This is a genomic window from Streptomyces sp. V1I1 (genome assembly GCF_030817355.1).
Classification (GTDB): domain Bacteria; phylum Actinomycetota; class Actinomycetes; order Streptomycetales; family Streptomycetaceae; genus Streptomyces.
In genome coordinates this window covers 6,783,616-6,809,076 of the sequence record NZ_JAUSZH010000001.1, presented here as the reverse complement: position 1 = coordinate 6,809,076, position 25,461 = coordinate 6,783,616, and the positions used below count along the sequence as shown (strand labels likewise).

Sequence of the window (25,461 nt, the reverse complement as noted above, 5' to 3'; positions counted from 1 at the left end):
CAATCACCCGGCAATCACCGGGCAATCACCGGCCGATCACCGGTCGATCGCCGGGCTACGTACCGGAGCGAGCACCCGCACGGCGCCCGGAACGCACTCCGCGGTCAGCGGCAGCGCGCCCATCGGTTCGCCGTCGGCATACCCGGTGACTCCCTCCGCCTGGAGCGTGATCGTGCGGACGCGATGGGTGGTCACCTTGGGGTGGTTGAGGTGCGTCCCCTTGTAGACCTGCGGAAAGACCTTGAGCAGCGTCGTACGCGTACAGTCCCCGACCACGGTCACGTCGAACAGCCCGTCGTCCACGCGCGCGCCGGAGCAGATCCGCATGCCGCCGCCGTAGGAGGATCCGTTGCCGACGGCGACGAGGGTGGCCTCGATCTCGCGCACCTCCCCGTCGTCGAGGGTGATGCGGTACGGGATGGGCTTGAAGGCCGCCAGCTCGGCGACCATCGCCAGGTCGTACTTGAAGCGCCCGCTGGGCCACCGCATCCGGTTCCCGCGGTCGTTGACACGCGAGTCGAACCCGGAGGCGAGGATGGTTCCGAACCACTTCCGCCCCACGCGCCCGAGGTCCACGTCCCGGATCTGCTCGCCCTTGAGCGCCTCGGCCACGATCCGCCCGGCGGCGGCAGGCTGCCGCACGGGCAGCCCGAGCGCGCGGGCGAAGTCATTGCCGGTCCCGACGGCGACGACACCGAGCGGCGTCCGGGTCCCGGCGACGGCTTGCAGGGCGAGCGACATCATCCCGTCCCCACCGACGGCTATGAGAGCCCCGGTCCCCCCACCGACGGCTTCGCGCGCCCGCCGCAGGGCATCGTCGGCGTCCTCGCCGAGGACGGTACGCACGGAGAATCCGGCCTCGCGCAGCACACGAGCGGCCGGCTGCGCGGCATGAGCGCCCCGGCCGCGTCCCGCGGTGGGATTGACGAAAAGGGTGATCTCGCTGGTCACTGGGGGTCCCCCTGGACGGAGTCTGGGGGGAGGACCATACAAGATCAGGTGATGTCGTCGTAACCGTTGAGCCGGTGGGAACGTCCGTCGGCCTCACCGCTCGCCTGCTCGGGCAGGGCCCTGGAGGCTGATACGGCTTCGATCTCGCCGACAGCTTCGGGAGCGAGGTCGAGCTCGGATGCCTCGTCGTCGTCGAGTTCGGCGTCGGGGTCGTGACGGCGTCGCCGCCGGTCGTTGAGCAGCGCGATGCCCACCGCGATGAAGTACAGCACGATGATCGGTCCCGCCAGCGCGATCATGCCCAGGGGGTCGGTGGACGGGGTGGCGATCGCCCCGAAGACGAAGATGCCCATGACGACACCGCGCCACCAGCCGGCCATCCGGCGTCCGGTCACGACGCCTGCCGCGTTCAGCATGATCAGCAGCAGCGGCAGCTCGAAGGAGAACCCGAAGATCAGCACCATGCGGACGGCGAAGTCCAGGATCTTGTCGACCTCGAGGAAGTTCGCGGCGGTGTCGGGGGTGATGCTCAGCAGCACACTCATGCTCACCGGCATGATCACGAATGCGAGATAGGCACCCGCGGCGAAGAGCGGAACGGCCGCGGCGGCGAAGAAGTAGGTGTACTTCTTCTCTTTCTTGTGCAGGCCCGGGGCCACGAAGGCCCACAGCTGGTACAGCCAGACCGGGCAGGCCGCGATGATGCCGGCCATCATGACGACCTTCACCGTGGTGGTGAACGGCGACAACAGGTCGGTGTACACGATCGTGGCGCACTTGCCGCCGGTCTGAAGCTGTCCCTGTTCACAGGCGTGGACCGGCGAGGCCAGGATCCGCATCAGGTCCTGGCTGTAGAACGCAGCCACGACGGACGCGATCGTGATCGCCAGCATCGCCTTGGCAAGCCGGTTGCGCAGCTCACGCAGATGGTCCGCGAGTGGCATGCGCCCTTCGGGGTCCTTCTCCTGCTTCTGTTTCGAGCGGGCAGGCTTGAGCAACCCACGTCCTCATCTCGTGCGGCAGGCCGTGATCGGCGGCCTTGGGGTCAGCGCTGGGGGGTGGTGTCGGTGGGCTCGTTGACGGGGCGAGCGCTCGTCACGTCGCCGGGCGACGCCTGGATCGTACGAGGGGCGGCCTGACCCTGGGCCGGGTCCTGCGGCGGGTCGGCCGGAGTGGCGGCCGGCTGGCCCTCGGACTTCATCGCCTTCGCTTCACTCTTCAGGATCCGGGCGGACTTACCCAGCGAACGGGCCATCTCGGGAAGCTTCTTGGCCCCGAAGAGCAAGACGACGACGAGAAGGATGAGACTGATCTCAAGGGGACCGATCTGTCGGAACATAGCTGGTGTCTACCTTCTCAGCGAGGCGGCATGGGGCTGAGCTGCTGATCGCGGTGGACTGGTGTCCGAACCGCGACCGGCTGCGATCGTAACTCTCACGGGTAAACGCAGGGCAATCCCCTTGCATACTCCCGTCGCGGCCGGCGCCTCATTGCCTGTTGCCGCCACTTATCAGCCTACCGCCCGAGTCGCCCACGCATCAGGGTGCACCCGCCTTACCGCAAGGCCTCGCCCGTGCGCGCCAGATCCGTCGCCGCGTTCTCCAGATCCTCCGCCGCACGGTTGATCCGCTCAGTCGTGCGGGCCACCTCACGGCCCAGCCGCTGGGCCTCGATGAAGACCCGGATGCCGAGGATGCCGAGCACGGCGATCCCGAGGAAGCCGAGGGCGATGGCGAGCATGGGCCAGAGCATGGGCAGAGCCTAGACGTCTCAGAGGGAGGAGTGGAGGCGAAGCGTCCGCACGCCGCCGCCGGTGAGGAGTTCGACGATGCGCTCCCCCGCCGGCTTGCGGACCGCCGACCCGCACTCCGGGCAGGTGAAGGAGTAGAACGTGGTCCGCGCGCTCGCGCCGATCGCCAGTCGCAGGGCCCCCGCCGAGAGCTCGAAGCGGGCGCGGCAGTCGGGGCAGGCGGCCTTGAAGAGGACCGGTCCCACGTGGGCCGCGATTCCTGACATCACAGACATATGGCGCGAGTCTCCCTATTCCTGACCGTCGTAGGCCGCGAGCGCCGCGCGCGCCGCCAGCCGGGCGCTGTCCGCCAGGTCCTGCGGCGAGACGATCCGCCCGTCCTGCCCCAGCCGCAGCGCCAGCCGGCGCAGCGAGGCAGGCTCAGGCGTACGCAAAGTGATCCGCAGACCGCCGTCCGGCAGCTCGTCCGCGCTGTCGTGCGGGTAGTACTCCGCGACCCAGCGCCCCCCGGGTCCGACCTCGACCACGACCTCGGGATCGTCCGCGGACGGCTGCACCAGCCCCTCCGACAGATCGCGCAGCTCCAGCTCGGGCGGGGCCGCGGGCGCGTCCAGCAGCCTGATCTCCGCCACCCGGTCGAGGCGGAAGGTCCTGCGCGCCTCGGAGAGACGGCACCAGGCCTCCATATACGTGTGTCCCACGGCGAAGAGCCGGATCGGGTCGACCTCGCGCTCGGTGAGCTCGTCACGCGCGGGCGAGTAGTACTTCAGCCACAGGCGCCGCCGCTCCGAGATCGCCCGGTCGACGTCGGCGAAGACGCCGCCCTCGGACTCGAAGGTCACCGACAGCCGGGAGCTGGCGCCCGCCGCCTCGCCCGCCGCGGTCTCCAGCTTGGCGGTGGCCCGCAGCAGCGCTTCCCGGTCGCTCTCACGCAGCCCCGGCAGCGTGGCCACGGCGCGCGCGGCGACCAGCAGTGCGGTCGCCTCGTCGGCAGCGAGCCGCAGCGGCTCGGCGACATCGTCGGGGTTGTGCCACCAGATGCGCTCACCGTCGGTGTCGATGTCGAGCAGATCGCCGCCGCGGAAGCTCGTCCCGCACATCGGCAGTACGTCGAGGTCGGAGATCAGCTCGTCCTCGGTGATCCCGAAGGCGCGGGCGACGTCGCCGACGCGCGCGCCGGGACGCTCCCGCAGATAGGTCACCAGCGAGAGCATCCGCCGGGTCTGGTCAATGGCATTGGCGGCCATGGATGTACGAGTCCCCCTCAGCCCTTGGCCACGGCGCGCAGCCGGTCCACCACATCGGCCCGCAGATCCGCGGGCTCCAGTACGACGACGTCCGGGCCGAACTCCACAAGCCAGGCATCGAGCCCGTGTCCGTACGGAATCTCCAACTCGTCCCAGCCGTCCCCGAGTTCCCGTATCGACTGGGCTCTTGAGCGCAGCGGATAGCCGCAGTCCGTGCGCAGCCGGATCCGCGCGGAGCGGGTCGCGGTCTCCCCCGCCCAGCTCTCGACGGTCTCCCGGACGGTGACGACGTCGGGCACGGGCGCGGTGAAGGAGCCGGCGCGCGAGCGGACCCGGCCGGTGATGCGGGAGAGACGGAAGACCCGCTCGGCGCCGCGGTCGCGGTCCCAGCCCGCCAGATACCAGTGGCCGCGCCAGCACTCGAGCGTCCATGGCTCGACATGGCGCGGCTCGGGGCGCGCGGCGTTCGCCTTGCGGTAGTCGAAGACGACCGGGCGGCGGTCGCGGCAGGCGAGCATCAAAGGCTCGAAGGCGGCCTCATGGACGGGGATGCGGGGTTCGAGTGCACTGTGGTGCGCCTCGTACGAATCCTCGGCCTCGGGCATGCCTGCCGCGCGCAGCTTCTGCAGGGCGCCGCTGGCGGCTCCGGCGAGCCGCGCCTGCTGCCAGACCTTGGCGGCGAGGCCGAGGGCGGCGGCCTCCTCGGCGTCGAGCGTGATGGCGGGCAGCCGGTTGGAGTCGCGGCGGGCGAGATAGCCGGTGTCGCCGTCGAGATTCTCCACCGTCTCGATGACCAGGCCGAGTTCGCGCAGATCATCCTTGTCGCGCTCGAACATCCGGTTGAAGGAGTCGTCGGAACCTGCCTCGAGGTAGGCCTCGATGGAACCGCGCAGTTCGCGCTTGCTGAGCGGGCGGCGGGTCCCCAGCAGGCACAGCGCCAGATTCATCAGCCGCTCGGCCTTGGCAATGGCCATCGACGCCCTTCCTCAAAGTGCTTCCGATCGTTGACCGTACCGCTCGGGAGCGCCGGGGCAAAAGCCGAGGGCCCATGCCACAAGGCATGGGCCCTCGTTCACTGTCCGTACGTGGTCAGACGGCGACCAGGTCACAGACGAAGATCAGCGTCTCGCCGGGGGCGATAGTGCCGCCACCGGCGCCGCGGTCGCCGTACGCGAGGTGCGCCGGGATGATCAGCTGGCGACGGCCGCCGACCTTCATGCCCTGCACGCCCTGGTCCCAGCCGGAGATGACCTGGCCGACGCCGAGCTGGAACTGCAGGGGAGTGCCGCGGTTCCAGGACGCGTCGAACTCCTCGCCGGTGGAGAAGGCCACGCCAACGTAGTGGACGGAGACGGTGTCGCCCGCCTTGGCCACCGGGCCGTCACCCTCCCAGATGTCCTTGATCTCCAGGTCGGCCGGCGGCTCGCCACCCGGGAAGTCGATCTCGGGCTTCTCGATGCTCACTGAACTGCTCCTCTAAATGATGAACGGGGCAACCAGGACAGTCTTACACCTTCGTGCCGACCCCTTGGTGCTTACACCTTGGTCAGCAGGTCCACGGCGAAGACCAGCGTCGAGTTCTTCGGGATGCCCTGCTGCTCCTTGTCCCCGAATGCCTGGTCCGGCGGGATGACGAGCAGGATGCGGCTGCCGATCTTCTTGCCGACGACGCCGTCCTTGAGGCCCTTGAGCGTCACCTGCCCCAGCGGGAAAGTCTGGGTCTTTCCGGCCTGATAGGTGCTGTCGAACTTCTTGGCGCCGTCCCAGAGGTACGCCTCGTACTTCACGACGACGGTGTCCTTCGCCGTCAGCACGGGGCCCGTGCCCTCAAGGACGTAATTGGAGACGAGCTTCTTCGGCGCGTCGGCGGACTTGGGGAAGGTGACCGAGGGGGCCTTGCCGTCGGTGTTGGTGCCCACCTTCGGCAGGTCGATGTTGTCCTGGGCGACCTCGGTGCCCTTGGCGGACAGCGGCACGGGGGTGGACTTCAGGATGTCGATGACGAAGACGAGGGTCGCGTTCGGCTTGATGTCGCCCTGGCCCTGCGCGCCGTAGCCGAGCTCCGGCGGGATCGACATCTCGATACGGCTGCCGACCTTCTGGCCCACGAGGCCCTTGTCCCAGCCCTGGATGACGCCGCCGGCGCCCAGCGTGAGGTCGAACGGCTGCTTGCGGTCGAAGCTGTTGTCGAAGGGCTTGTCCGAGTCCCAGCTCTGGCCGAGGTAGTTGACCTGGACCGGGTCGCCCTTCTTCAGCGTCGCGCCCTTGCCCTCGCTGATCGTCTCGACCTTCAGCTCCTTGGGCGGATCACCTTCGCCCTTCGCCAGTGTCGGCTTCTCGCCGAACTTGGCTCCGGCGGTGATCGCGGGCAGTCCATTCTTGGACGAGATGGAGTCGGAGCCCTTGTCGTCGCTGCCGCACGCCGCTGTGGACAGCAGCAGCAGGGGGACGACGAGAAGGCCGGCAAGTCGGCGCACGTGTTCCTCAGATCTCAGACGGCACAGTAGTTGCCCGACACTCTAGGGCGTGCCAAGGGCCCCGCACGAGGAACGTACGGGGCCCGAGTGGCGTTGCACCGGCTTGTGGGCTACATGCCGGCGATGAGCTTCTCCACCCGGTCGTCGACCGACCGGAAGGGGTCCTTGCACAGCACGGTGCGCTGCGCCTGGTCATTGAGCTTGAGGTGCACCCAGTCGACGGTGAAGTCCCGCCGCTGCTCCTGCGCCCGGCGGATGAAATCGCCGCGCAGCCGGGCCCGGGTGGTCTGCGGGGGCACGGACTTGCCCTCGAAGATCTTCAGGTCGTTGCAGATCCGGGCGGCCTGGCCCTTGCGCTCCAGCAGGTAGTACAGCCCGCGCCTGCGGTGGATGTCGTGGTAGGCGAGGTCTATCTGGGCGACTCGCGGATGCGACATGGTCATGTTGTGCTTGGCGCGGTATCGCTCGATGAGCTTGTACTTCATGACCCAGTCGATCTCGGTGCCGATCCGGTCGAGGTCCTCGGCCTCGATCGCGTCGAGCGTGCGACCCCAGAGCTCCAGGACCTGCTCGACGGTGCCGGTGCGGATCCCGCGCCGCTCGACGAAGTCCACGGCCTTCTCGTAGTACTCGCGCTGGACTTCGAGGGCGGAGGCCTCGCGGCCGCTGGCCAGGCGCACCTTGCGCTGGCCGGTGATGTCGTGGCTGACCTCGCGGATCGCCCGGATGGGGTTCTCCAGGGTCAGATCGCGCATCACGGTGCCCGCCTCGATCATGCGCAGTACGAGATCGGTCGCGCCGACCTTCAGCAGCATCGTCGTCTCGGACATGTTCGAGTCGCCGACGATGACATGGAGGCGGCGGTAGCGCTCGGCGTCGGCGTGCGGCTCGTCGCGGGTGTTGATGATCGGGCGCGAGCGGGTGGTGGCGGAGCTGACGCCCTCCCAGATGTGCTCGGCGCGCTGACTGACGCAGTAGACCGCGCCCCGCGGGGTCTGCAGCACCTTGCCCGCGCCGCACAGCAGCTGACGGGTGACCAGGAACGGAATGAGGATGTCCGCCAGCCGGGAGAACTCTCCGTGGCGGGCGACGAGATAGTTCTCGTGGCAGCCGTAGGAGTTTCCCGCCGAGTCGGTGTTGTTCTTGAAGAGATAGACGTCGCCCGCGATTCCCTCCTCGTGCAGGCGGCGTTCGGCGTCGACGAGCAGGCCTTCGAGGATGCGTTCGCCGGCCTTGTCGTGGGTGACCAGTTCGGTCACGTTGTCGCATTCGGGAGTTGCGTATTCCGGATGCGAACCCACGTCGAGGTAGAGGCGGGCGCCGTTCCGCAGGAAGACATTGCTGCTGCGGCCCCATGAGACAACACGGCGGAAGAGGTAGCGCGCCACTTCGTCAGGTGACAGTCGGCGCTGTCCCCTGAACGTGCACGTGACGCCGTACTCGTTCTCCAGCCCGAAAATGCGGCGGTCCATGTCTGAACATTACGCCTCACGGCCTGAGCTGAAACCGGGTTCGGCAGCACCGTTTCGATCATTTTCCGATGAGCCTGCGATGTCCTTGCTACGGCCGGGAACTGCGAGGACCCGCTGAGTGCCCGTCAGAACCAACAGTGCGGCGATACCTCCGGCTCCCGCGACCGCGAAGCTCCAGGCGGTGCCGCCGAGCTCGACCGCCGGACCTGCGACAGCGGTTCCGACCGCGGCGCCGACGCCGAAGGTGGTGACGAGCCAGGAGAACGCCTCGGTGACGGTACCGCTCGGGGCGTGCCGGTCGACGACGATGAAGGCGCAGGCGATCGCGGGCGCGAGGAAGAGGCCGGAGACGGCGGCGAGCACGGTCATGGCGACCACACCGGGAGTGAGCGCGAGCGGCAGATAGCCGAGCGCGAGCAGACCGACGATGACGCGGAGGCGGCGTTCGGGGGCGCCTGCCCACTGGCGGGCGCCGTAGGCCACGCCGCCGATGAGCGCGCCGAGGCCGAGCGCCGCCATCAGCCAGCCGTACACCGACTCGCGGCCCTGGTCGTCGGCGTACGCGACTCCGGCGACGGTGATCGAGCCGAGCGCCAGGCCGACGAAGAAGAAGGACCCGAGGAGGGCGAGCAGGCCGGGCGAGCGCAGTGCGCCCAGCCAGTGGGCCTCGCGGGGTGCGGAGCGCCAGCCGCGGGAGGGTTCGGAGAGTACGACGGAGAGCGCGCCGAGAACGCCGATGACGTTGATGACCAGGAGGGCGGCGCCGGCCGACCAGAGCGAGACCAGCAGGGTGACCAGCAGCGGGCCGACGGTGAACATGATCTCCTGCGCGACGGCGTCCATGGCGTAGGCCCGGTGCACCCGGTCCTCGCCGCCCAGGACGCTGGGCCACAGGGCGCGCAGTCCGCCCTCGAGGGGCGGGGTGAAGACCCCCGCGACGGCGGCGGCCGCGTACGCGACGGGCAGCGCGCCGATGCCGGCGGCGGCGAGCAGCACCATGCCGAGAGCGGAGACGACGGCGGCGGGGAACTGGACGCGCGGCTGTCCGTGCAGGTCGACGGCACGGCCGAGGAGGGGCTGGCCTATCGCGGTCGCTATGCCGTACACGGCGGCGAGCCCGCCGGCGAGGCTGTAGCTGCCGCCCTCGGCGCGGGTGAACAGGACTATGGCCACGGGGGCGGTGGCGTTGGGCAGCCGCCCCACGAGCGTCCCGGTGAGCAGCCGTGCGGCGTGCGGCGCCCTGAGGATGTCTGCGTAGCCGGTGGCTCCCGCGGCCATGTTCCGCCCCTCTCCCCCGGCGCGACCCGAGGTTTTACGTATAACGTCCTCGGTCATACGTACCATGTCGACAGTCCGCGGGTCCACCGCGGAGGCGTACCTGAAACAAGTGGCTTGCGGCTGAGGACGGCACCGATGGCACATGGGTCCCCCAAGGACCACCCCGCGGCATCGGGCCAGGAGGCGGCGCCCCAGGCGGTCGGGCCCCGCGTCGGCACCCCCCGGCCCACCAGCCGGGATGTCGCCCGCGTCGCCGGTGTATCGCAGGCCACCGTGTCCCTCGTCCTCGGCGAGAAGTGGCGCGGCCGGGTCTCCGAGCGCACCGCCGGGCTCGTACGGGATGCCGCGCGCCAGCTCGGGTACCGGCCCAACCTCGCCGCGCGCAATCTGCGGCTCGGGCGGACCAGGACCGCGTTGCTCGTGGTGCCGGCCCTCACCAACGAGTTCTTCGCCCGCGTCTACACGGGCGCGGCCACCGTGGCTTCCGAGCACGGCTTCGGCGTGGTGCTCTACCCCTCCCCCGAGGGCGTCGGCCCCGCCAAGGACCCCTTCGCCTCGGCCCGCGCCGCGCTCGACGGTGTGATCGCGTCCTCCATGGCCGCCCAGGCCCTGACCGCCATCCGCGGTACGGATCTCCCGCTGGTGATGCTCGACAGCGACCCCGCCGACCCGGGCGCCGCGGCCCACGTCAATCTCGACATCGCCGACGGCATGCGGCAGATGTCGGCCCATCTGCTGGCGCTCGGCCATCGCCGCTTCATCCATCTCGCGTCCGCCGTGTCCTCCTGGACCTTCGACGTACGGGCCCGGGCACTCACCACGGCACTGCGCGGCATCCCCGACGCGGTCGTACGGACCGTCCCGGCACCCCTCGACGTGGCCGGCGCGCGCGAGGCCGCGGAGCGGGCGCTCACCGGTCCGGGGCCGCGGCCCACCGCGATCGTGTGCGACGACGACATCCTGGCCGCCGGGGCCTGCAAGGCCGTACGGCGACTGGGCCTGCGGGTCCCCGATGACGTGTCCGTCACCGGCTTCGACGACCTCGCGCTCGCCACCGCCGTGGAGCCGGAGCTCACCACGGTCAGCCTGCCCGCGGAACGGGTAGGCGAGCGCGGCATGTCCGCCCTGCTCGCGGTCCTCGAAGGCCGTCCGCCCGAGGAGGGCGACCTCCCGGTCGAACTCGTCGTACGCGGCTCCTCGGCCCCCGCACGGACCGTCTGAACTCGTCCGGATGGTCCGTACCCAGCAGCCTTGAGCCCACGACACCCGCCGTGGAACGATCACGATCATGACGAGTACGGCCGAGACCCCGATCGACGCGACGCTGATCGGGACGGTCCCCGCGACAGGCTCCGTAACACCGCTCTCCCGGGACCGGCTGGTCGTCAGAACCGATGAGCGGCTGGAGATCCACGACGCGGAGACCTTTCTCTCCGGCACCCTCACCCCCGCGCACACCCTGCGCCTCCCTCCGAGCGCCGCCGCCTCCCCGCTGCCCGGCGGAGCCCTCGTCGTCGCCGAGGGCTCCAGGATCCGCGTCGTCGGCCCCGACGGCACCACCCGCTGGGAGCTGCGGCACGTCGGCTGGCACGGCGGGCACCGGGACCCGCGCCCGCCCGGCCCGCCCGCCGTGAGCCCGGACGGCAGTCTCGTCAGCGTCCTGGTGCCGACGCTCGCCATCGGCGAGCGCGCCGCGATACTGGTCCAGGACACCCCGCCCCGGCATCGCTACGCGCGGGACACCCTGCTCCTCCTCGACGCCGCGTCCGGCGACCTCCGGGCCCGCCGCCCGATCGGGGCCGTCGCCTCGGACGTGACGCAGCGGTGGCATCCGGACGGCTCGCTGCTCGCGCTCTCCTGCTGGACGGCCTGGTACAGCTGGTCGACCTGGTGGATCGAGCCGCGCCACGACGGGCTGCACATCCGCGGCGGCACGACGATGCGCGAGGTGATCGACTTCCTGCCCGCCGCGTCCCGGGTGCTCACCATCCGGCGCGCCGAGGGGATCGCGTACAACGACGACCGCGACGAGCTCGCGTCCCACGATGTGGGCGCCGACGACCCGGCCGTGCTGTTCGACCTCGGCGAGCTGGCGGTCGACCGCGACAACGACGAGTTCGCCGGCGCGTACCTGATCGACGGCGCACATGTCCTGGTCACCGGCCGGATCTATCTGCCCGGGCGGCCGGTGTCGGTGCGTCACTGGCTGTGCGACGCGGCGACGCTCCTACCGCTGGGCCGGGTGCGGTATCCGGTGGCGGTCGGCGGCGATGTGACCCCCCTCGGCGACGGCACCTGGCTCACCCGGGACCGCTCCCGCCTCCACCGCTGGGCGCTCCCCTGACCTGGGCATACGGCTGCGCCCCGGTCCGCACGGGCGGTCCGGGGCGCAGCCGGCTCAGCGGCAGGGGCCGACGGGCTACTCCTCGCCGCCCTCGGTCTCCGCGGTTTCCTCGGTGTCCGACGGCGCGTCCGTCGGCGTCGATGCGGCGCCATCGGCCTCCAGCAGCCGGGACAGCTGCCGTCCGACGATGCGCTTGAACTTCCGGGCCTGCGGTCGCGTACGGTCCAGCACCGCGACCTCCAGCCGGTCCGCGGGGATCTCCCGCTCGCTGCCGTTGGTCTGGTTGGACAAGGCCTGTACGGCCAGCTTCAGGGCCTCGGCCAACGACATCCCGTCGCGGTGCCGCTGGTCGAGGAAGGTGCTGATCTGCTCCGCGCTGCCGCCGACCGCGACCGAGCCGTGCTCGTCCACGATCGATCCGTCGTGCGGCAGCCGGTAGATCTGGTCGCCCTCGGGAGTGGCGCCGACCTCGGCGACGACCAGCTCCACCTCGTACGGCTTCTCGGCCGCGCTGGAGAAGATAGTGCCCAGCGTCTGGGCGTAGACATTGGCGAGACCGCGGGCCGTCACATCGTCACGGTCGTAGGTGTAACCACGCAGGTCGGCATAGCGCACGCCGCCGATCCGCAGGTTCTCGTACTCGTTGTACTTGCCGGCGGCGGCGAAGCCGATCCGGTCGTAGATCTCACTGAATTTGTGCAGCGCACGGGACGGGTTCTCACCGACGAAGACAATGCCGTCGGAATACTGCAGCACGACGAGGCTGCGACCACGGGCGATGCCCTTGCGGGCGTATTCCGCCCGATCGGCCATGGCCTGCTGGGGTGACACATAGAACGGCGTCGACACCGGCTATCCGTCCCTTTCTGTCAGTAGCGAGGGGGCACCTCCCAGCGGTAGCTGGGAGCATCTCAGAGCAGCGCGGCGCGCGGGCCGTCGGGCTGTTCGAGGCGGCGCTCCAGAATCGAGCGGGCGATCTCGGAGGACTCGGCCTCGGTGAGCCTGCGGAAGCCCTCGTCGGTGATGACGGTGACGATCGGATAGATCCGCCGGGCCACATCGGGCCCGCCGGTCGCCGAGTCGTCGTCGGCCGCGTCGTACAGCGCCTGGATGACCAGGGTGGTGGCCTGCTGCTCCGTCAGGTCCTCGCGGTAGAGCTTCTTCATCGCTCCGCGGGCGAAGATCGAACCGGAACCGGTGGCCGCGAATCCGTGCTCCTCGGAGCGGCCGCCTGTGACGTCGTACGAGAAGATCCGGCCCTTCTCGCGGTCGACGTCGTACCCCGCGAAGAGCGGCACCACGGCCAGGCCCTGCATGGCCATGCCGAGGTTGCTGCGGATCATCGTGGAGAGCCGGTTCGCCTTGCCCTCCAGGGAGAGTTGGGCGCCTTCGACCTTCTCGAAGTGCTCCAGCTCCAGCTGGAAGAGCTTGACCATCTCCACGGCGAGGCCGGCGGTGCCGGCGATGCCCACGGCCGAGTACTCGTCGGCCGGGAAGACCTTCTCGATGTCGCGTTGCGCGATCATGTTGCCCATGGTCGCCCGCCGGTCACCGGCGAGCACCACACCGCCGGGGAACGTCGTCGCGACGATGGTCGTGCCGTGCGGTGCCTCGATGGCTCCCTGTACGGGCGGCAGGACGCGCTTGCCGGGCAGCATCTCCGGGGAGTGCTGGCCCAGGAAGTCCATGAACGAGGACGAGCCGGGCGTCAGGAAGGCTGCCGGCAGACGCCCGGTGCTACGAGGGTTGGCTTCCACGCGTTTCCTTCCGGATAGGCGGCGGCCCGCCATGTTCGGGCGCGGGCCGATCTTTCGAACTGTGCACGGACCTTACCCGCGCCGTCGCCGGTCATCCGCCCCGGTGCCACCGGCTTTCGCCGACGACCCGGGACGGACAACGCGCTCTACTCTCCGCCCTTTTGGACGAAGGAACGCACGAAGTCCTCGGCGTTCTCCTCGAGGACGTCGTCGATCTCGTCCAGTACGGAGTCGACGTCGTCCGACAGCTTGTCCTGGCGCTCCTTGAGGTCCTCCGAAGCCTGCGCCTCCTGCGTCTGCTCCTCGGTCTCCTCAGTGGAACGCGTGGCTTTCTGCTGCCCGCCGCCGGTGTCCTTGGTCGCCATATCCCTCACCCCGCTCGGTTTGCCCTGACGTGAGTTCGTTCGGTCAAGATCAGACCCTACAAGCAGGGTCCGACATCGGCCCCGCACTTGCCTCAACGTCCGGGGACCACCTCGATGATTCCCGGACGAGAACCATTTCAGCCCCCGGACAGCACCCGGACCAGGTCTTCCGCGGTGCGACACCGGTCCAGCAGCTCCTTGACGTGGTTGCGCGTACCGCGCAGCGGCTCCAGGGTCGGCACCCGCTGCAGCGAGTCACGGCCGGGCAGATCGAAGATGACCGAGTCCCAGGAGGCCGCGGCCACATCGTCGGCGTACTGCTCCAGGCAGCGGCCGCGGAAGTACGCCCGGGTGTCCTCAGGGGGCTTCGTCCCGGCCCGTACGACGTCCGGCTCGTCCAGCAGTCGTTTCATCTTGCCGCGGGCCGCCAGCCGGTTGTACAGGCCCTTCTCGGGGCGTACGTCGGCGTACTGGAGGTCCACCAGGTGCAGCCGCGCCGCGTCCCAGCCCAGGCTGTCCCGCCGCCGGTAGCCCTCCATGAGCTCCTTCTTGGCGATCCAGTCCAGCTCTCCGGACAGGCTCATCGGGTCGTTCTCGAGCCGGTTGAGGGTGTCCTCCCAACGGACCAGGACGTCCTTGGTCTGGTCGTCGGCGTCCGCGCCGAAGCGCTCCTCGACGTACTTGCGGGCCAGCTCGAAGTACTCCATCTGAAGCTGGACTGCGGTGAGTGTCCGGCCGCTGCGCAGCGTGACCAGGCGCTTGAGGGTCGGATCGTGGGAGACCTGGTGCAGGGTGCGTACCGGCTGGTCGACCGCCAGGTCAACCGCGATGAAGCCGTCCTCGATCATCGACAGGACCAGAGCCGTCGTGCCCAGCTTGAGGTAGGTCGAGATCTCGGACAGGTTCGCGTCGCCGATGATCACATGCAGCCGGCGGTACTTCTCGGCGTCGGAGTGGGGCTCGTCTCGGGTGTTGATGATGGGCCGCTTCAGCGTGGTCTCGAGCCCGACCTCGACCTCGAAGTAGTCGGCGCGCTGGCTGATCTGAAAGCCGTGTTCATGGCCGTCCTGGCCGATTCCGACCCGTCCGGCGCCGGTGACGACCTGCCGGGAGACGAAGAACGGCGTCAGGTGGCGCACGATGTCCGAGAAGGCGGTCTCCCGCTTCATCAGGTAGTTCTCGTGCGTGCCGTAGGACGCGCCCTTGTTATCGGTGTTGTTCTTGTACAGGTGGATCGGCTGGGCGCCGGGGAGCTGGGCGGCGCGCTCGGCGGCCTCCGCCATGATCCGCTCGCCCGCCTTGTCCCACAGGACGGCGTCGAGCGGGTTCGTGACCTCGGGTGAGCTGTACTCGGGGTGCGCATGGTCGACGTACAGCCGTGCACCGTTGGTGAGGATCACATTGGCCAGGCCGATGTCCTCGTCGGTGAGCTGGCTGGAGTCGGCGGCCTCGCGGGCGAGGTCGAAGCCGCGGGCGTCCCGCAGCGGATTCTCCTCCTCGAAGTCCCAGCGGGCGCGCCGCGCCCTGTGCATCGCCGCCGCGTAGGCGTTGACGATCTGGGACGAGGTGAGCATGGCATTGGCGTTCGGGTGGCCAGGGACGGAGATGCCGTATTCCGTCTCGATGCCCATTACTCGCCGTACGGTCATGCGGCCCTCCTTGCCCGGCGGCGCTCCCCTCCGGGAACGGCGCTCAAGTACCGCTGTCTCTCCGGTGCCTGTGCGGTGCCCGTCCCCGCACTGCGCGACTCGGTGGTACCGAAGAGCCTAGAACGCCTCTGCACTGGTGGGGAGATCAATTTCGTCATTGCTCCGGCTATGGCTGGACCTGTCGGAAAAGCATTCGGCTGCGGATGCCCCGCCCCCCTGCTTTCGGCGGGGGGGCCTCCAGCATCCGCAGCCGGTCTGCGTTCTACAGGTACTGACCGGTGTTCGCCACCGTGTCGATGGAACGTCCGGTGTCCGCGCCCTGCTTTCCGGTGACAAGGGTGCGGATGAACACGATCCGCTCGCCCTTCTTTCCGGAGATCCGGGCCCAGTCGTCCGGGTTGGTGGTGTTCGGCAGGTCCTCGTTCTCCTTGAACTCGTCCACGCATGCCTGGAGGAGGTGGGAGACCCGAAGGCCCTTCTGGTTGTGGTCGAGGAAGGCCTTGATGGCCATCTTCTTGGCCCGGTCGACGATGTTCTGGATCATCGCGCCGGAGTTGAAGTCCTTGAAGTACAGGACTTCCTTGTCGCCGTTGGCGTACGTGACCTCGAGGAAGCGGTTCTCCTCGGATTCCGCGTACATCTGCTCCACGACGGACTGGATCATCCCGTGCGCGGCGGCTTCCTTGGAGCCATTGTGCTCGGACAGGTCGTCCGAGTGCAGCGGCAGCGAGGCCGTCAGGTACTTGGCGAAGATGTCCTTTGCGGCCTCCGCGTCCGGACGCTCGATCTTGATCTTCACATCGAGCCGGCCGGGGCGCAGGATCGCGGGGTCGATCATGTCCTCGCGGTTGGAGGCGCCGATGACGATGACGTTCTCCAGGCCCTCCACACCGTCGATCTCGGCGAGCAGCTGCGGGACGATGGTGTTCTCCACGTCCGAGCTGACGCCGGAACCACGGGTGCGGAAGAGGGATTCCATCTCGTCGAAGAAGACGATGACGGGGGTGCCCTCGCTCGCCTTCTCCCGGGCACGCTGGAAGACCAGGCGGATGTGCCGCTCGGTCTCACCGACGTACTTGTTGAGGAGCTCGGGGCCCTTGATGTTGAGGAAGTAGCTCTTCCCCGCGGGCTGACCGGTCACCTCGGCGACCTTCTTGGCAAGGGAGTTGGCGACGGCCTTCGCGATCAGCGTCTTGCCGCATCCGGGCGGGCCGTAGAGCAGGATGCCCTTCGGCGGCCGCAGTTCGTGCTCCTTGAAGAGGTCCGGGTGGAGGTACGGAAGCTCGACCGCGTCGCGGATCATCTCGATCTGGCCGCCCAGACCGCCGATCTTGTCGTAGTCGACGTCCGGGACCTCTTCGAGGACGAGCTCTTCGACCTCGCTCTTCGGGATCACTTCATAGACGTAGCCGGAGCGGGGTTCGAGCAGCAGGGCGTCGCCGGGGCGGATGGTGGTGTCCAGCAGCGTGTCCGCAAGCCGCACCACCCGTTCCTCGTCGGTGTGCCCGAGCACCAGGGCGCGCTCGCCGTCCTCGAGGATCTCCTTGAGGGTGACGATGTCCCCGGCGCGCTCGAACTCCATGGCCTCGACCACGTTGAGCGCCTCGTTGAGCATGACTTCCTGGCCCCGCCTGAGCTCGTCGAGCTCGACGCTGGGGCTGACATTCACCCGGAGCTTGCGGCCCCCGGTGAAGATGTCGCAGGTGCCGTCCTCATTGGCCTGCAGGAAGACACCGAAGCCGGCCGGCGGCTGAGCGAGCCGGTCGACCTCCTCCTTGAGGGCCACGATCTGGTCGCGGGCCTCACGGAGCGTATTGGCGAGCCGCTCGTTCTGTGCGGAGACGCCGGCCAGGTTGGTCTGCAACTCGACGATCCGCTCTTCGAGAATCCTCGTATGACGCGGAGAGTCGGCGAGCTTGCGGCGCAGGACGGCGATTTCCTGCTCGAGATAGGCAACCTGACCGGCGGGGTCTTCAGACCCTCGCCCCGGCCGGATGCCGCGGTTGATGTCGTCGTCGTGGGCTGCCACGGTCCTCACCTCCTCCATGGGGAGCTGGACGCTTCCTGACCCTACCTGGGCGGGTGGTGATTGAAACCCCTAGATCACAAAGACGGTAGGGGTGTGTCCGATCTTCACCCTTGCGCTCTCCCTCACGCCAGGGGAATACCCACCCATCAACATCGGAAAGCGGGCGGTTGTATCGTCGAAGCGTTCAACACCCGTCAGGGCTGGCACGACTTGCTTCACATTGCTACACCCGAAGAAGGAAACGGCAGGAGATATGACCGTGCAGCACGAGGCTCCCACCGAAGGCATCGGGGAGGCCCTGGAGGTCTGGATCGACCAGGACCTCTGCACCGGGGACGGGATCTGTGCGCAGTACGCCCCCGAGGTCTTCGAGCTGGACATCGACGGGCTCGCGTATGTGAAGAGCGGCGAGGACGAACTGCTCCAGAACCCGGGCGCCACAACGCCCGTACCACTGCCGCTCCTGAAGGACGTCGTGGACTCCGCGAAGGAGTGCCCGGGCGACTGTATCCATGTGCGTCGCGTTTCGGACAGCGTCGAGGTCTACGGCCCCGACGCAGAGTGACAAATCACATACTGCGCGCTTGCGCCGGGGCGCTGCGGACGAACTTCCCGCCCTGCCACCGCCACTTGACCTTCTCCTGCTGGTCGGGGCAGCAGCTCGGCACGTCCGGCGAGGAGTAGCCGAGCAACGTCGCCGTAACCGCTCCGTCACGTACAGCGAAGTCTTTGACGGACTGCTTCTCCAAGGGCTCGAGCAGCGTCGCGACGACGCGCGGACCCGTACCCCTGCCCTGGGTCAGTACGAACACGCCGCTCGGCGGAGTGCCGGAGCCGGCGTCACAGCGGGCTACAGCCACAGTCTCGGGGCTGCCGTCGCCGTCGAGATCGCCCGAAGCCTTGCCGGTCACGACGGTCTTCGCCCCGCCGCACTCCAGCGGGAGCTGCACGCCTGCCGGATCGGGGGCCGCGGCGGCAGCGCTGCCCGTGCCGGGAGCGCCCGCCTGGGACGCGGTGGCGGCCCTGGGCTGCAGCAGTCCGGCGGCCGCGACGACCGCGGCCATCGCCGTCGCCGTGGCCAGCCAGTGCACCGGGCGGGCGTGGGTGTGCGCGAGGTCCGGGACGGCGGAGGTCTGCACGCGGGATGTCTCCTGTGACGGCGGTCCGGTGGGGGTGGCCTGCATCGTGCCATACGTCACAGTGAGTGCGGAACAGCGGGGTCCGAATGCGCTCGTCAAGAAACGGTCAACGTAAAGACGCCGCCGCCGAGTTCCCTGCGATGTCGCGGGAACTCGGCGGCGGCGTCCGTGCGTTGTGCGGGTGTCAGCCCTTGTTGGGGCCTTCGTAGTCCTCGCCGTAAGCGCCCTTGGCGGGACGGCGGCGGCGCATCGGGGGCTCCACACCGTCGGCGAGACGGCGGGCGGTGACGAGGAATCCGGTGTGGCCGATCATCCGGTGGTCGGGGCGGACGGCCAGACCTTCGACGTGCCAGTTGCGGATCATCGACTCCCAGGGCTGCGGCTCGGCGAAGCAGCCGATCTCGCGGATGGATTCCACGGTCCGCGCCAGCTGGGTGGTGGTCGCGACGTAGCAGCAGAGGATGCCGCCGGGCACGAGCGCCTTGGAGACGGCCTCCAGGCACTCCCAGGGGGCGAGCATGTCCAGGATCACGCGGTCGACGTCGGCGTCGGTCAGGTTGTCCTGGAGGTCGCCGACGGTGAGCTGCCAGGCGGGGTGCGGGCCGCCGAAGTAGCGCTCCACGTTCTGCTGGGCGATCTCGGCGAAGTCCTCGCGGCGCTCGTAGGAGTGCAGCATCCCGTGGTCGCCGATGGCGCGCAGCAGGAAGGCGCTGAGCGAGCCGGAGCCCACCCCCGCCTCGACGACGCGGGCGCCGGCGAAGATGTCGGCGAAGGCCAGGATCTGCCCCGCGTCCTTGGGGTAGACCACGGCGGCGCCGCGGGGCATGGACAGGACGTAGTCGGGGAGCAGGGGGCGCAGCGCGAGGTAGGCGACGTTTCCCGTGGTACGGACAACACTGCCCTCGGGAGCACCGATCAGCTCGTCGTGCGGGAAGGAACCCTTGTGGGTGTGGAAATTCTTCCCGGCCTCGAGCGTGAACGTGTAGTGGCGTCCCTTGGGGTCGGTGAGCTGGACCTGGTCCCCGACCTTGAAGGGCCCGCGTCGGCGGGCGGCACCGGTCGGTTCGGACATGTGACCAGCCTACCGGCCCCTGTCGGCCCCGGGGACCACGAGGACCTGGGTACCCGCCCCGGCCGCCGGGCGAGCGCACCCTGAGCCGACTGAGCGCTCGCCTCGGCAGCGTCTTGGGAGCCCCGTGGGGGTCCCCCCGCCGAAGGCAGGGGGAGAACCGAGCCTCTAAGAAGCAGCCGGCCGTGCCATCGCCGCTACGAAGGCGCGCTCCACGTCCGCCGTGGACAGTACGCCGTAGATCTCGCCCGTCTTCTCGACCACCAGGTACTCCGTCGCCGGGGACGCCCTCAGCTTGTCGAGGAGGGCCTCGCCCGCGAGTTCGGCCGAGACCTTCATGCCCTCCGTCAGCTCCTGGGCGAGGCCGCTGACCGCGACCCACGGCCGGCGGTGTTCCGGGACGCCGACGATCGCCGTCTCGCGGACCAGGGCCTTCGGCTCACCGTGGCCGTCGACGACGACCAGCGCGCGGGCGCCCGCCTCGTTGGCGCGGCGCAGGGCCTCGGAGAGCGGGGTGTCGGACTCGACGGGGACGGCGCGCCTGGTGAGCGTACGGGCCTCCAGCTCGGGGAGGTGTTCGCGCAGCCGGGCCATACGCAGGCTGTTGCCCGCACCGGTCCAGATGATCGCGGCCAGAATCGCGGCGAGCAGCGCGTCGGTGACCGTCTCCATGCCGCCGATGTCTTCGGTGGCGTTGCCGAGGGCGCCGGTGTGGGTGAGCAGCGGCAGACCGATGAGGACGGCGACGGCCAGCGCCCGGCCGACCCAGGCCGCGGCGACGGTGCCCGCCATCGGCTTGCCGGTGATCTTCCAGACGACGGCACGCAGCATCCGGCCGCCGTCGAGCGGCAGCCCGGGCAGCAGATTGAACGCGGCGACGATGAGGTTGGAGATCATCAGGCCGGCCAGCAGCACACCGGGGACCGTGCCGGGCTCCACGGCCTGCAGGCCGAGGTAGAAGACGCCTGCCAGCACGAGCGAGAGCAGCGGCCCGACGAAGGCGAGGATGAACTCGCGGCCCGGAGTCTCGGACTCCTTCTCGATCTCGGAGACGCCGCCGAAGAACTGCAGCTGGATGCGGCGCACCGGCAGTTTGAAGCGCAGCGCGGCGATGGTGTGGGCCAGTTCGTGGACGAGTACGGAGGCGTAGAAGGCGACCGCGAAGAAGAGGGAGACGAGATAGCGCGCACCGCCGAGTTCGGGGAGCACGCGGTCGAGCTGACCGCCGAAGACCCAGGTGATGAGGGCCGCGACCATGAACCAACTGGGGGCGACGTAGACCGGCACGCCGAAGGGACGGCCCATCAGAATGCCGCCGCCGGGGCCGTCGGAGCGCCGGGGCTTGCCGCCCTCGGGCTCCGCTCCCCCCGTACCGGACTGCGGCCGCTTGCGCTCACCGCTCGTGTCGTCCTCTTTCACGGGTCCCCTTCATTGCGAATGCGTCGCTCGCTCGATCATGCAGTGCGCGAGGGTCTGAGGTCGATGGTATTCCGCTCGCTGTCAGTGGCGGGCCGTAGGGTCTGAGTCATGAGTACGAGTCAGCAGCCCACCTCGCTGTCGCCGTCGCGGGCGAGCGACTTCATGCAGTGTCCCCTGCTGTACCGGTTCCGGGTGATCGACAAGCTGCCCGAGAAGCCCAGCGAGGCGGCTACCCGCGGCACGCTGGTGCATGCGGTGCTGGAGCGGCTCTTCGACGCCCCGGCGGCGGAGCGCACGGCTCCGCGCGCCAGGGCGCTGATCCCTGGCCAGTGGGACCGGCTGCTCGAGACCAAGCCGGAGCTGGGCGAGTTGTTCGCCGAGGACGCCGAGGGCGAGCGGCTGACGCGGTGGCTGGGCGAGGCGGAGCAGTTGGTCGAGCGGTGGTTCTCGCTGGAGGATCCGACCCGCCTGGAGCCCGCCGAGCGGGAGATGTTCGTCGAGACGGAGCTGGAGTCGGGGCTGCGGCTGCGCGGGGTCATCGACCGGGTCGATGTGGCGCCCACCGGCGAGGTGCGGATCGTCGACTACAAGACGGGCAAGGCCCCGCGCCCGGAGTACAGCGAGGGCGCGCTGTTCCAGATGAAGTTCTACGCGCTGGTGATCTGGCGGCTGAAAAGCATTGTGCCGCGCCGGCTGCAGCTGGTGTATCTGGGCAGCGGCGATGTGCTGACGTACGACCCGGTCCCGGCGGACCTGGAGCGTATGGAGCGCAAGCTGCTGGCCCTGTGGGACGCGATCAGACAGGCCACCGAATCGGGTGACTGGCGACCGCGGCCGACGAAGCTGTGCGGCTGGTGCGACCACCAGGCGATGTGTCCGGAATTCGGCGGCACTCCCCCGGTATACCCGCTGAGCATTTCCCCGACCGCTTCGGCCGAGGATGGCCAGGGCAGAATGGGCCCGGTCTAAACGAAGGAGTACCCGTGGCTATCCGCGTCCTACTGGTCGACGACCAACCGCTGCTGCGCACCGGCTTCCGGATGATCCTGGAGGCGGAGCAGGACCTCGCGGTCGTCGGCGAGGCCGGGGACGGCCTCCAGGCCCTCGACCAGGTGCGGGCGCTGCAGCCTGATGTGGTGCTGATGGACATCCGGATGCCCCGGATGGACGGCGTCGAGGCGACCCGGCAGATCACCGGCCCCGGACGCGACGGCCCGGCGAAGGTGCTGGTGCTGACCACCTTCGACCTCGATGAGTACGTGGTGGAGGCGCTGCGGGCCGGCGCGAGCGGCTTCCTGCTGAAGGACGCGCCCGCCAATGAGCTGGTCCAGGCGATCCGGGTGGTGGCGGCGGGCGAGGCGATGCTGGCGCCGAGCATCACGCGCCGGCTGCTCGACAAGTACGCGGACCATCTGCCGTCCGGCGAGGAGCCGGTCCCGGACACGCTGCACACACTGACCGACCGCGAGGTGGAGGTGCTCAAGCTGGTCGCGCGGGGGCTGTCCAATGCCGAGATCGCCGCGGATCTGTTCGTCAGCGAAACCACGGTCAAGACGCATGTGGGCCATGTGCTGACGAAGCTGGGCCTGCGCGACCGGGTGCAGGCCGCGGTGTACGCGTACGAGAGCGGTCTGGTGCGCCCCGGCGCGCAGTGATCCCACCGACCTGACGAAACGCAGTCGGCGGCGGGCCACGGCCCGCCGCCGACTGCTTCATCCGGATACCGCGGGGGTCATTCGGTGCCGCTTCCGAGCTCCCAGAGCTGCAGGTCCGAGCTGGAGTTGAGCACCCGCTCGACGCCGGTGACGCCGGTGCGGGCGGCGACGTACTGCTTGCCCTGCCACAGCGGCAGGAACGGCACGTCGGTGGCGACGATCTCCTGAATCTGCGTGAAGGCGTCGGACGCGGCGGTCCGGTCGGCGGCGCGGCGCGACTGCGGGATGAGCTGCCGCGCCACGGTGCTCACGTACGGGGTGTTGAGGAAGTTGCCCTTGTCCAGGAACGGAGCGATGTAGTTGTCCGGGTCCGGGAAGTCGGGGAACCAGCCAAGGCCGTAGACGGCGTAGTCGCCGCGCTTCTGGGCCGGAACGAACTTCGCCCACTCAGTGCCCTCGACGGTGACGTCGAAGAGCTTGGTGGCGTTCAGCTGGTTCTTGAGCGCCTCGAACTCCTTGGCCGTACCGGCGCCGTAGTGGTCGGTTGTGTAGTGGAGCTTCAGCTTCACCGGCGTGGTGATGTCGGCGTCGCGCAGGATGTCCGCGGCCTTCTTGCGGCTCGGCTCGCCGTACTTGTTGTAGAAGGAGTTGGTGTGCGCCGCGATGGTCGTCGGGATGAGCGAGTAGAGCGGCTCGGCGGTGGCGCCGTACACCTGGCCCGCGATCTGGCCGCGGTCGACGACGGCTGCCATGGCCTGCCGGACGGCCTTGTTCTTCACCGACGGGTCATTGGTGTTGAAGGCGAGGTAGCGGATCTCCAGACCCGGCATCTCGGTGAGCTCGATGCCTTCCTTGGGGTTCTCGGACAGATCCCTGATCTGCTCGGGAGACATCGCACGGGTCATGATGTCGATGTCGCCGGATTCGAGCGCCTTGCCCATCGTGTCGGCGTCCGGGAAGGACCGCAGCTCGACCTTGTCGTTGCGGAGCTTGATGTCGCCCTGGTAGGAGGGGTTCTTGGTGAAGATGACCTTGGCGATCTGACCGCCCTTGGCCTCGGTCTTCATGGTGTACGGGCCGGAGCCGTCGACCTCGAGGCCCTCGCGGAGCTTCTTGCCGTCGTAGTGCTTCTTGCTGACGATGGCGGCGACGGGTGTCGAGAGCTTGTACGGAAAGGTCGCGTCCGGCGTGGTGAGGTGGAAGACCACCTCGTCGCCGTTGGCCTCGATCGTGTCGATGTTCGCAAGGAGGGAGGCCGTGCCGCTGTCGGGGTTGATGTCCAGGACACGCTGGATGGAGAACTTCACGTCCTCGGCGGTGATGGCGCTGCCATCGGCGAACTTCAGCCCGCTGCGCAGCTTGCAGCGGTAGCTCTCGCTGACCTTGTCCGTGAAGCTGCAGGACTGGGCCGCTTCGGGCACCGGCGCGCCGCCGCCGCGCGGAGCGTGCATCAGCGTCTGTACGGTCTGCCGCAGCACGCTCCACGAACCGGTGTCGTACGCGTAGGCCGGGTCGAGGGGCGCGGGCGCGTCCGCGGTGGCGATGAACTGGTCCGTGGTGCCCACGACAATGGCATCACCGCCGCCGGACCCGCCGTCCGTCCCGCCGCAGGCGACGAGCACGGGCGCGAGCAGGCCGACCACGGCCGGCAGCACCAAAGTCTTACGGTTCATCCTGGACGTTCTCCTCATCCGGCACTGGGTTACAGCGATGGTTTGGGCACTCCGCCGCGGCCGCCCGTTCGGAGCGGTGCGATCGGGCCGGGAAACAGAGCGATCGGCACTGACTTCCGGATGGCTTGGGCAACCGCCGGGATACATCCGTGAGCGGCGAAGTACTCGCGATGAGATTAGTCGGAGACGTCAGGACAGCGTGACCAGGGCAGAGTTGGGGTCGTAATCACTCCGTGATCAGTCATGCCCGCGAGTGAGCGAGCATGCGACGGAACGATTCGTACACCACTCCACCAATGCGGACACAAAGGCAGGCCCGGCACCCCTGGTCAGGGTGCGCAGCGATCCGGACCCACCTGTGCGTGACCACTCAGAGTGATGAAAATCACGCAACGAAACCCATTGACGGATGCACGGGGGAAATACGGACCGTATATGCCTCAGTTCATCGTGGTGATGAGGGTGCGTAGGAAACCAAGGTCCACTTCTTCGAGCGAACGTACGACCACCCGGCCGTCGGCGGCCGCGATCGGCGCCACGGACGGTACGGCGACCACCCGGCAGCCGGCCGCCTCCGCGGCCGCCACACCGGTCGCCGTGTCCTCGATGACGGCGCATCTCGCCGGCTCCGCGCCAAGCCCCCGGGCGGCCAGCAGATAGGGGTCCGGGTGCGGCTTCGTACGCGAGACCTCGTCACCCGCGACCGAGAGCGCGAAGTGCTGGGGACCGAGCGAGGCGAGGACGCGGTCGATGATGCGGCGGTGGGAGGCGGAGACCAGGGCGGTGGGCACCTCGTGCGCGGCGAGCTCGGCGAGCAGCCTGGCAGCGCCCGGCATCAGCGGCACACCGCGCCCGATGCGGTCCTCGAAACGGTCGTTGAGCAGCACGGTCAGCTCGGCCAGCGTGATGTCTGCGCCGGTCGCCTCGATGAGATAGCCGGCGCTGCGCGTCATGGGGCCGCCGACCACCACATCCCGCCATGCCTCGTCGAGCGCATGGCCGAGATCGGCGAAGACCTCCACCTCCGCGTCCCACCAGAAGCCTTCGGTGTCCACGAGGGTGCCGTCCATGTCGAGAAAAACAGCCTGCAGGGCAGAGCCCTCGGCCGAACGGGTCAAGGACGCGGGGACCGTGCTGGTCATCCGGCACACCTCCACTGAGGGACGAGAAGGCCGGTCGCCTCCCAG

26 protein-coding genes are annotated in these 25,461 nt (G+C 69.1%); 5 read left to right on the top strand and 21 right to left on the bottom strand.

From position 1 onward, the window contains the following. Positions 1-36: 36 nt before the first annotated feature. The 11 genes from QFZ67_RS31895 to QFZ67_RS31845 all read right to left on the bottom strand — a co-directional run bounded on the left by QFZ67_RS31895 (position 37) and on the right by QFZ67_RS31845 (position 9,175). On the bottom strand, positions 37-951 hold the full coding sequence (locus QFZ67_RS31895; RefSeq protein WP_307664504.1) for a diacylglycerol kinase: 915 nt from the start codon (positions 949-951) through the stop codon (positions 37-39). Positions 952-995: 44 nt separating this feature from the next. Then, complete coding sequence (gene tatC, locus QFZ67_RS31890; protein ID WP_307666047.1) at positions 996-1,895, bottom strand: twin-arginine translocase subunit TatC; 900 nt, start codon at positions 1,893-1,895, stop codon at positions 996-998. Positions 1,896-1,996: 101 nt separating this feature from the next. Further along, a complete protein-coding gene (gene tatA / locus QFZ67_RS31885) occupies positions 1,997-2,290 on the bottom strand; it encodes a Sec-independent protein translocase subunit TatA (RefSeq protein WP_215091382.1) in 294 nt (97 codons plus the stop codon). Between the two features lie 215 nt (positions 2,291-2,505). Next, the gene (locus QFZ67_RS31880; RefSeq protein ID WP_307664503.1) at positions 2,506-2,703 is read right to left on the bottom strand and encodes a hypothetical protein; all 198 of its coding nucleotides are present in this window, start codon (positions 2,701-2,703) and stop codon (positions 2,506-2,508) included. 18 nt (positions 2,704-2,721) lie between these two features. Beyond that, positions 2,722-2,976 (bottom strand): hypothetical protein, encoded by a 255-nt coding sequence (locus tag QFZ67_RS31875; RefSeq protein WP_307664502.1) that lies wholly within the window; start codon positions 2,974-2,976, stop codon positions 2,722-2,724. 15 nt (positions 2,977-2,991) lie between these two features. Beyond that, positions 2,992-3,948, bottom strand: coding sequence for a YafY family protein (locus QFZ67_RS31870; RefSeq protein ID WP_307664501.1), 957 nt, complete (start codon positions 3,946-3,948; stop codon positions 2,992-2,994). 17 nt (positions 3,949-3,965) lie between these two features. Then, positions 3,966-4,922, bottom strand: coding sequence for a YafY family protein (locus tag QFZ67_RS31865; protein ID WP_307664500.1), 957 nt, complete (start codon positions 4,920-4,922; stop codon positions 3,966-3,968). A 115-nt stretch (positions 4,923-5,037) separates the two neighbouring features. Further along, a complete protein-coding gene (locus QFZ67_RS31860; RefSeq protein WP_307664499.1) occupies positions 5,038-5,412 on the bottom strand; it encodes an FKBP-type peptidyl-prolyl cis-trans isomerase in 375 nt (124 codons plus the stop codon). 71 nt (positions 5,413-5,483) lie between these two features. After that, entirely contained in the window at positions 5,484-6,425 is a 942-nt protein-coding gene (locus tag QFZ67_RS31855; protein ID WP_307664498.1) for an FKBP-type peptidyl-prolyl cis-trans isomerase, read from the bottom strand. 110 nt (positions 6,426-6,535) lie between these two features. Beyond that, positions 6,536-7,897, bottom strand: a complete 1,362-nt coding sequence (gene pafA / locus QFZ67_RS31850; protein ID WP_215091400.1) for a Pup--protein ligase — start codon at positions 7,895-7,897, stop codon at positions 6,536-6,538. 9 nt (positions 7,898-7,906) lie between these two features. Beyond that, a complete protein-coding gene (locus tag QFZ67_RS31845) occupies positions 7,907-9,175 on the bottom strand; it encodes an MFS transporter (protein ID WP_307664497.1) in 1,269 nt (422 codons plus the stop codon). A gap of 135 nt (positions 9,176-9,310) precedes the next feature. On the opposite strand from QFZ67_RS31845, the gene QFZ67_RS31840 reads away from it, so the two are divergent. Both QFZ67_RS31840 and QFZ67_RS31835 read left to right on the top strand, forming a co-directional pair. Next, on the top strand, positions 9,311-10,396 hold the full coding sequence (locus QFZ67_RS31840; RefSeq protein WP_307664496.1) for a LacI family DNA-binding transcriptional regulator: 1,086 nt from the start codon (positions 9,311-9,313) through the stop codon (positions 10,394-10,396). A gap of 67 nt (positions 10,397-10,463) precedes the next feature. Beyond that, positions 10,464-11,519: a hypothetical protein gene (locus QFZ67_RS31835; RefSeq protein WP_307664495.1), complete on the top strand. Its 1,056-nt coding sequence runs from the start codon at positions 10,464-10,466 to the stop codon at positions 11,517-11,519. 75 nt (positions 11,520-11,594) lie between these two features. Here QFZ67_RS31835 and prcA read toward each other — a convergent pair whose 3' ends face one another. The 5 genes from prcA to arc all read right to left on the bottom strand — a co-directional run bounded on the left by prcA (position 11,595) and on the right by arc (position 17,319). Beyond that, positions 11,595-12,368, bottom strand: a complete 774-nt coding sequence (gene prcA / locus QFZ67_RS31830) for a proteasome subunit alpha (RefSeq protein ID WP_307664494.1) — start codon at positions 12,366-12,368, stop codon at positions 11,595-11,597. 62 nt (positions 12,369-12,430) lie between these two features. Next, entirely contained in the window at positions 12,431-13,276 is an 846-nt protein-coding gene (prcB, locus tag QFZ67_RS31825; protein WP_307664493.1) for a proteasome subunit beta, read from the bottom strand. Between the two features lie 146 nt (positions 13,277-13,422). Beyond that, the gene (locus tag QFZ67_RS31820; protein WP_215091412.1) at positions 13,423-13,641 is read right to left on the bottom strand and encodes a ubiquitin-like protein Pup; all 219 of its coding nucleotides are present in this window, start codon (positions 13,639-13,641) and stop codon (positions 13,423-13,425) included. Between the two features lie 137 nt (positions 13,642-13,778). Then, positions 13,779-15,290 carry a depupylase/deamidase Dop gene (dop, locus tag QFZ67_RS31815; RefSeq protein ID WP_356228988.1) on the bottom strand — a complete coding sequence of 504 codons (1,512 nt, stop codon included), beginning with the start codon at positions 15,288-15,290 and terminating at the stop codon, positions 13,779-13,781. A gap of 262 nt (positions 15,291-15,552) precedes the next feature. Further along, a complete protein-coding gene (arc, locus tag QFZ67_RS31810; protein ID WP_307664492.1) occupies positions 15,553-17,319 on the bottom strand; it encodes a proteasome ATPase in 1,767 nt (588 codons plus the stop codon). Between the two features lie 253 nt (positions 17,320-17,572). Between arc and QFZ67_RS31805 the strand changes: the two genes are divergently transcribed. Then, positions 17,573-17,884 (top strand): ferredoxin, encoded by a 312-nt coding sequence (locus tag QFZ67_RS31805; RefSeq protein ID WP_307664491.1) that lies wholly within the window; start codon positions 17,573-17,575, stop codon positions 17,882-17,884. 4 nt (positions 17,885-17,888) lie between these two features. Here QFZ67_RS31805 and QFZ67_RS31800 read toward each other — a convergent pair whose 3' ends face one another. From QFZ67_RS31800 to QFZ67_RS31790, 3 genes are all read right to left on the bottom strand, one after another. Beyond that, on the bottom strand, positions 17,889-18,458 hold the full coding sequence (locus QFZ67_RS31800) for a hypothetical protein (protein WP_307664490.1): 570 nt from the start codon (positions 18,456-18,458) through the stop codon (positions 17,889-17,891). 184 nt (positions 18,459-18,642) lie between these two features. Further along, positions 18,643-19,530, bottom strand: coding sequence for a tRNA (adenine-N1)-methyltransferase (locus QFZ67_RS31795; protein WP_142216178.1), 888 nt, complete (start codon positions 19,528-19,530; stop codon positions 18,643-18,645). A 165-nt stretch (positions 19,531-19,695) separates the two neighbouring features. Further along, positions 19,696-20,946, bottom strand: a complete 1,251-nt coding sequence (locus tag QFZ67_RS31790; protein WP_307664489.1) for a site-2 protease family protein — start codon at positions 20,944-20,946, stop codon at positions 19,696-19,698. A gap of 108 nt (positions 20,947-21,054) precedes the next feature. On the opposite strand from QFZ67_RS31790, the gene QFZ67_RS31785 reads away from it, so the two are divergent. Together QFZ67_RS31785 and QFZ67_RS31780 are read left to right on the top strand one after the other, a co-directional pair. Beyond that, on the top strand, positions 21,055-21,915 hold the full coding sequence (locus QFZ67_RS31785; protein WP_307664488.1) for a RecB family exonuclease: 861 nt from the start codon (positions 21,055-21,057) through the stop codon (positions 21,913-21,915). A 14-nt stretch (positions 21,916-21,929) separates the two neighbouring features. Further along, positions 21,930-22,601 carry a response regulator transcription factor gene (locus QFZ67_RS31780; protein WP_307664487.1) on the top strand — a complete coding sequence of 224 codons (672 nt, stop codon included), beginning with the start codon at positions 21,930-21,932 and terminating at the stop codon, positions 22,599-22,601. A gap of 77 nt (positions 22,602-22,678) precedes the next feature. On the opposite strand, the gene QFZ67_RS31775 is transcribed toward QFZ67_RS31780, so the two are convergent. Continuing rightward, positions 22,679-24,274 (bottom strand): ABC transporter substrate-binding protein, encoded by a 1,596-nt coding sequence (locus QFZ67_RS31775; protein ID WP_307664486.1) that lies wholly within the window; start codon positions 24,272-24,274, stop codon positions 22,679-22,681. Between the two features lie 440 nt (positions 24,275-24,714). After that, complete coding sequence (locus tag QFZ67_RS31770; protein WP_307664485.1) at positions 24,715-25,416, bottom strand: HAD family phosphatase; 702 nt, start codon at positions 25,414-25,416, stop codon at positions 24,715-24,717. Positions 25,417-25,461 lie beyond the last annotated feature (45 nt).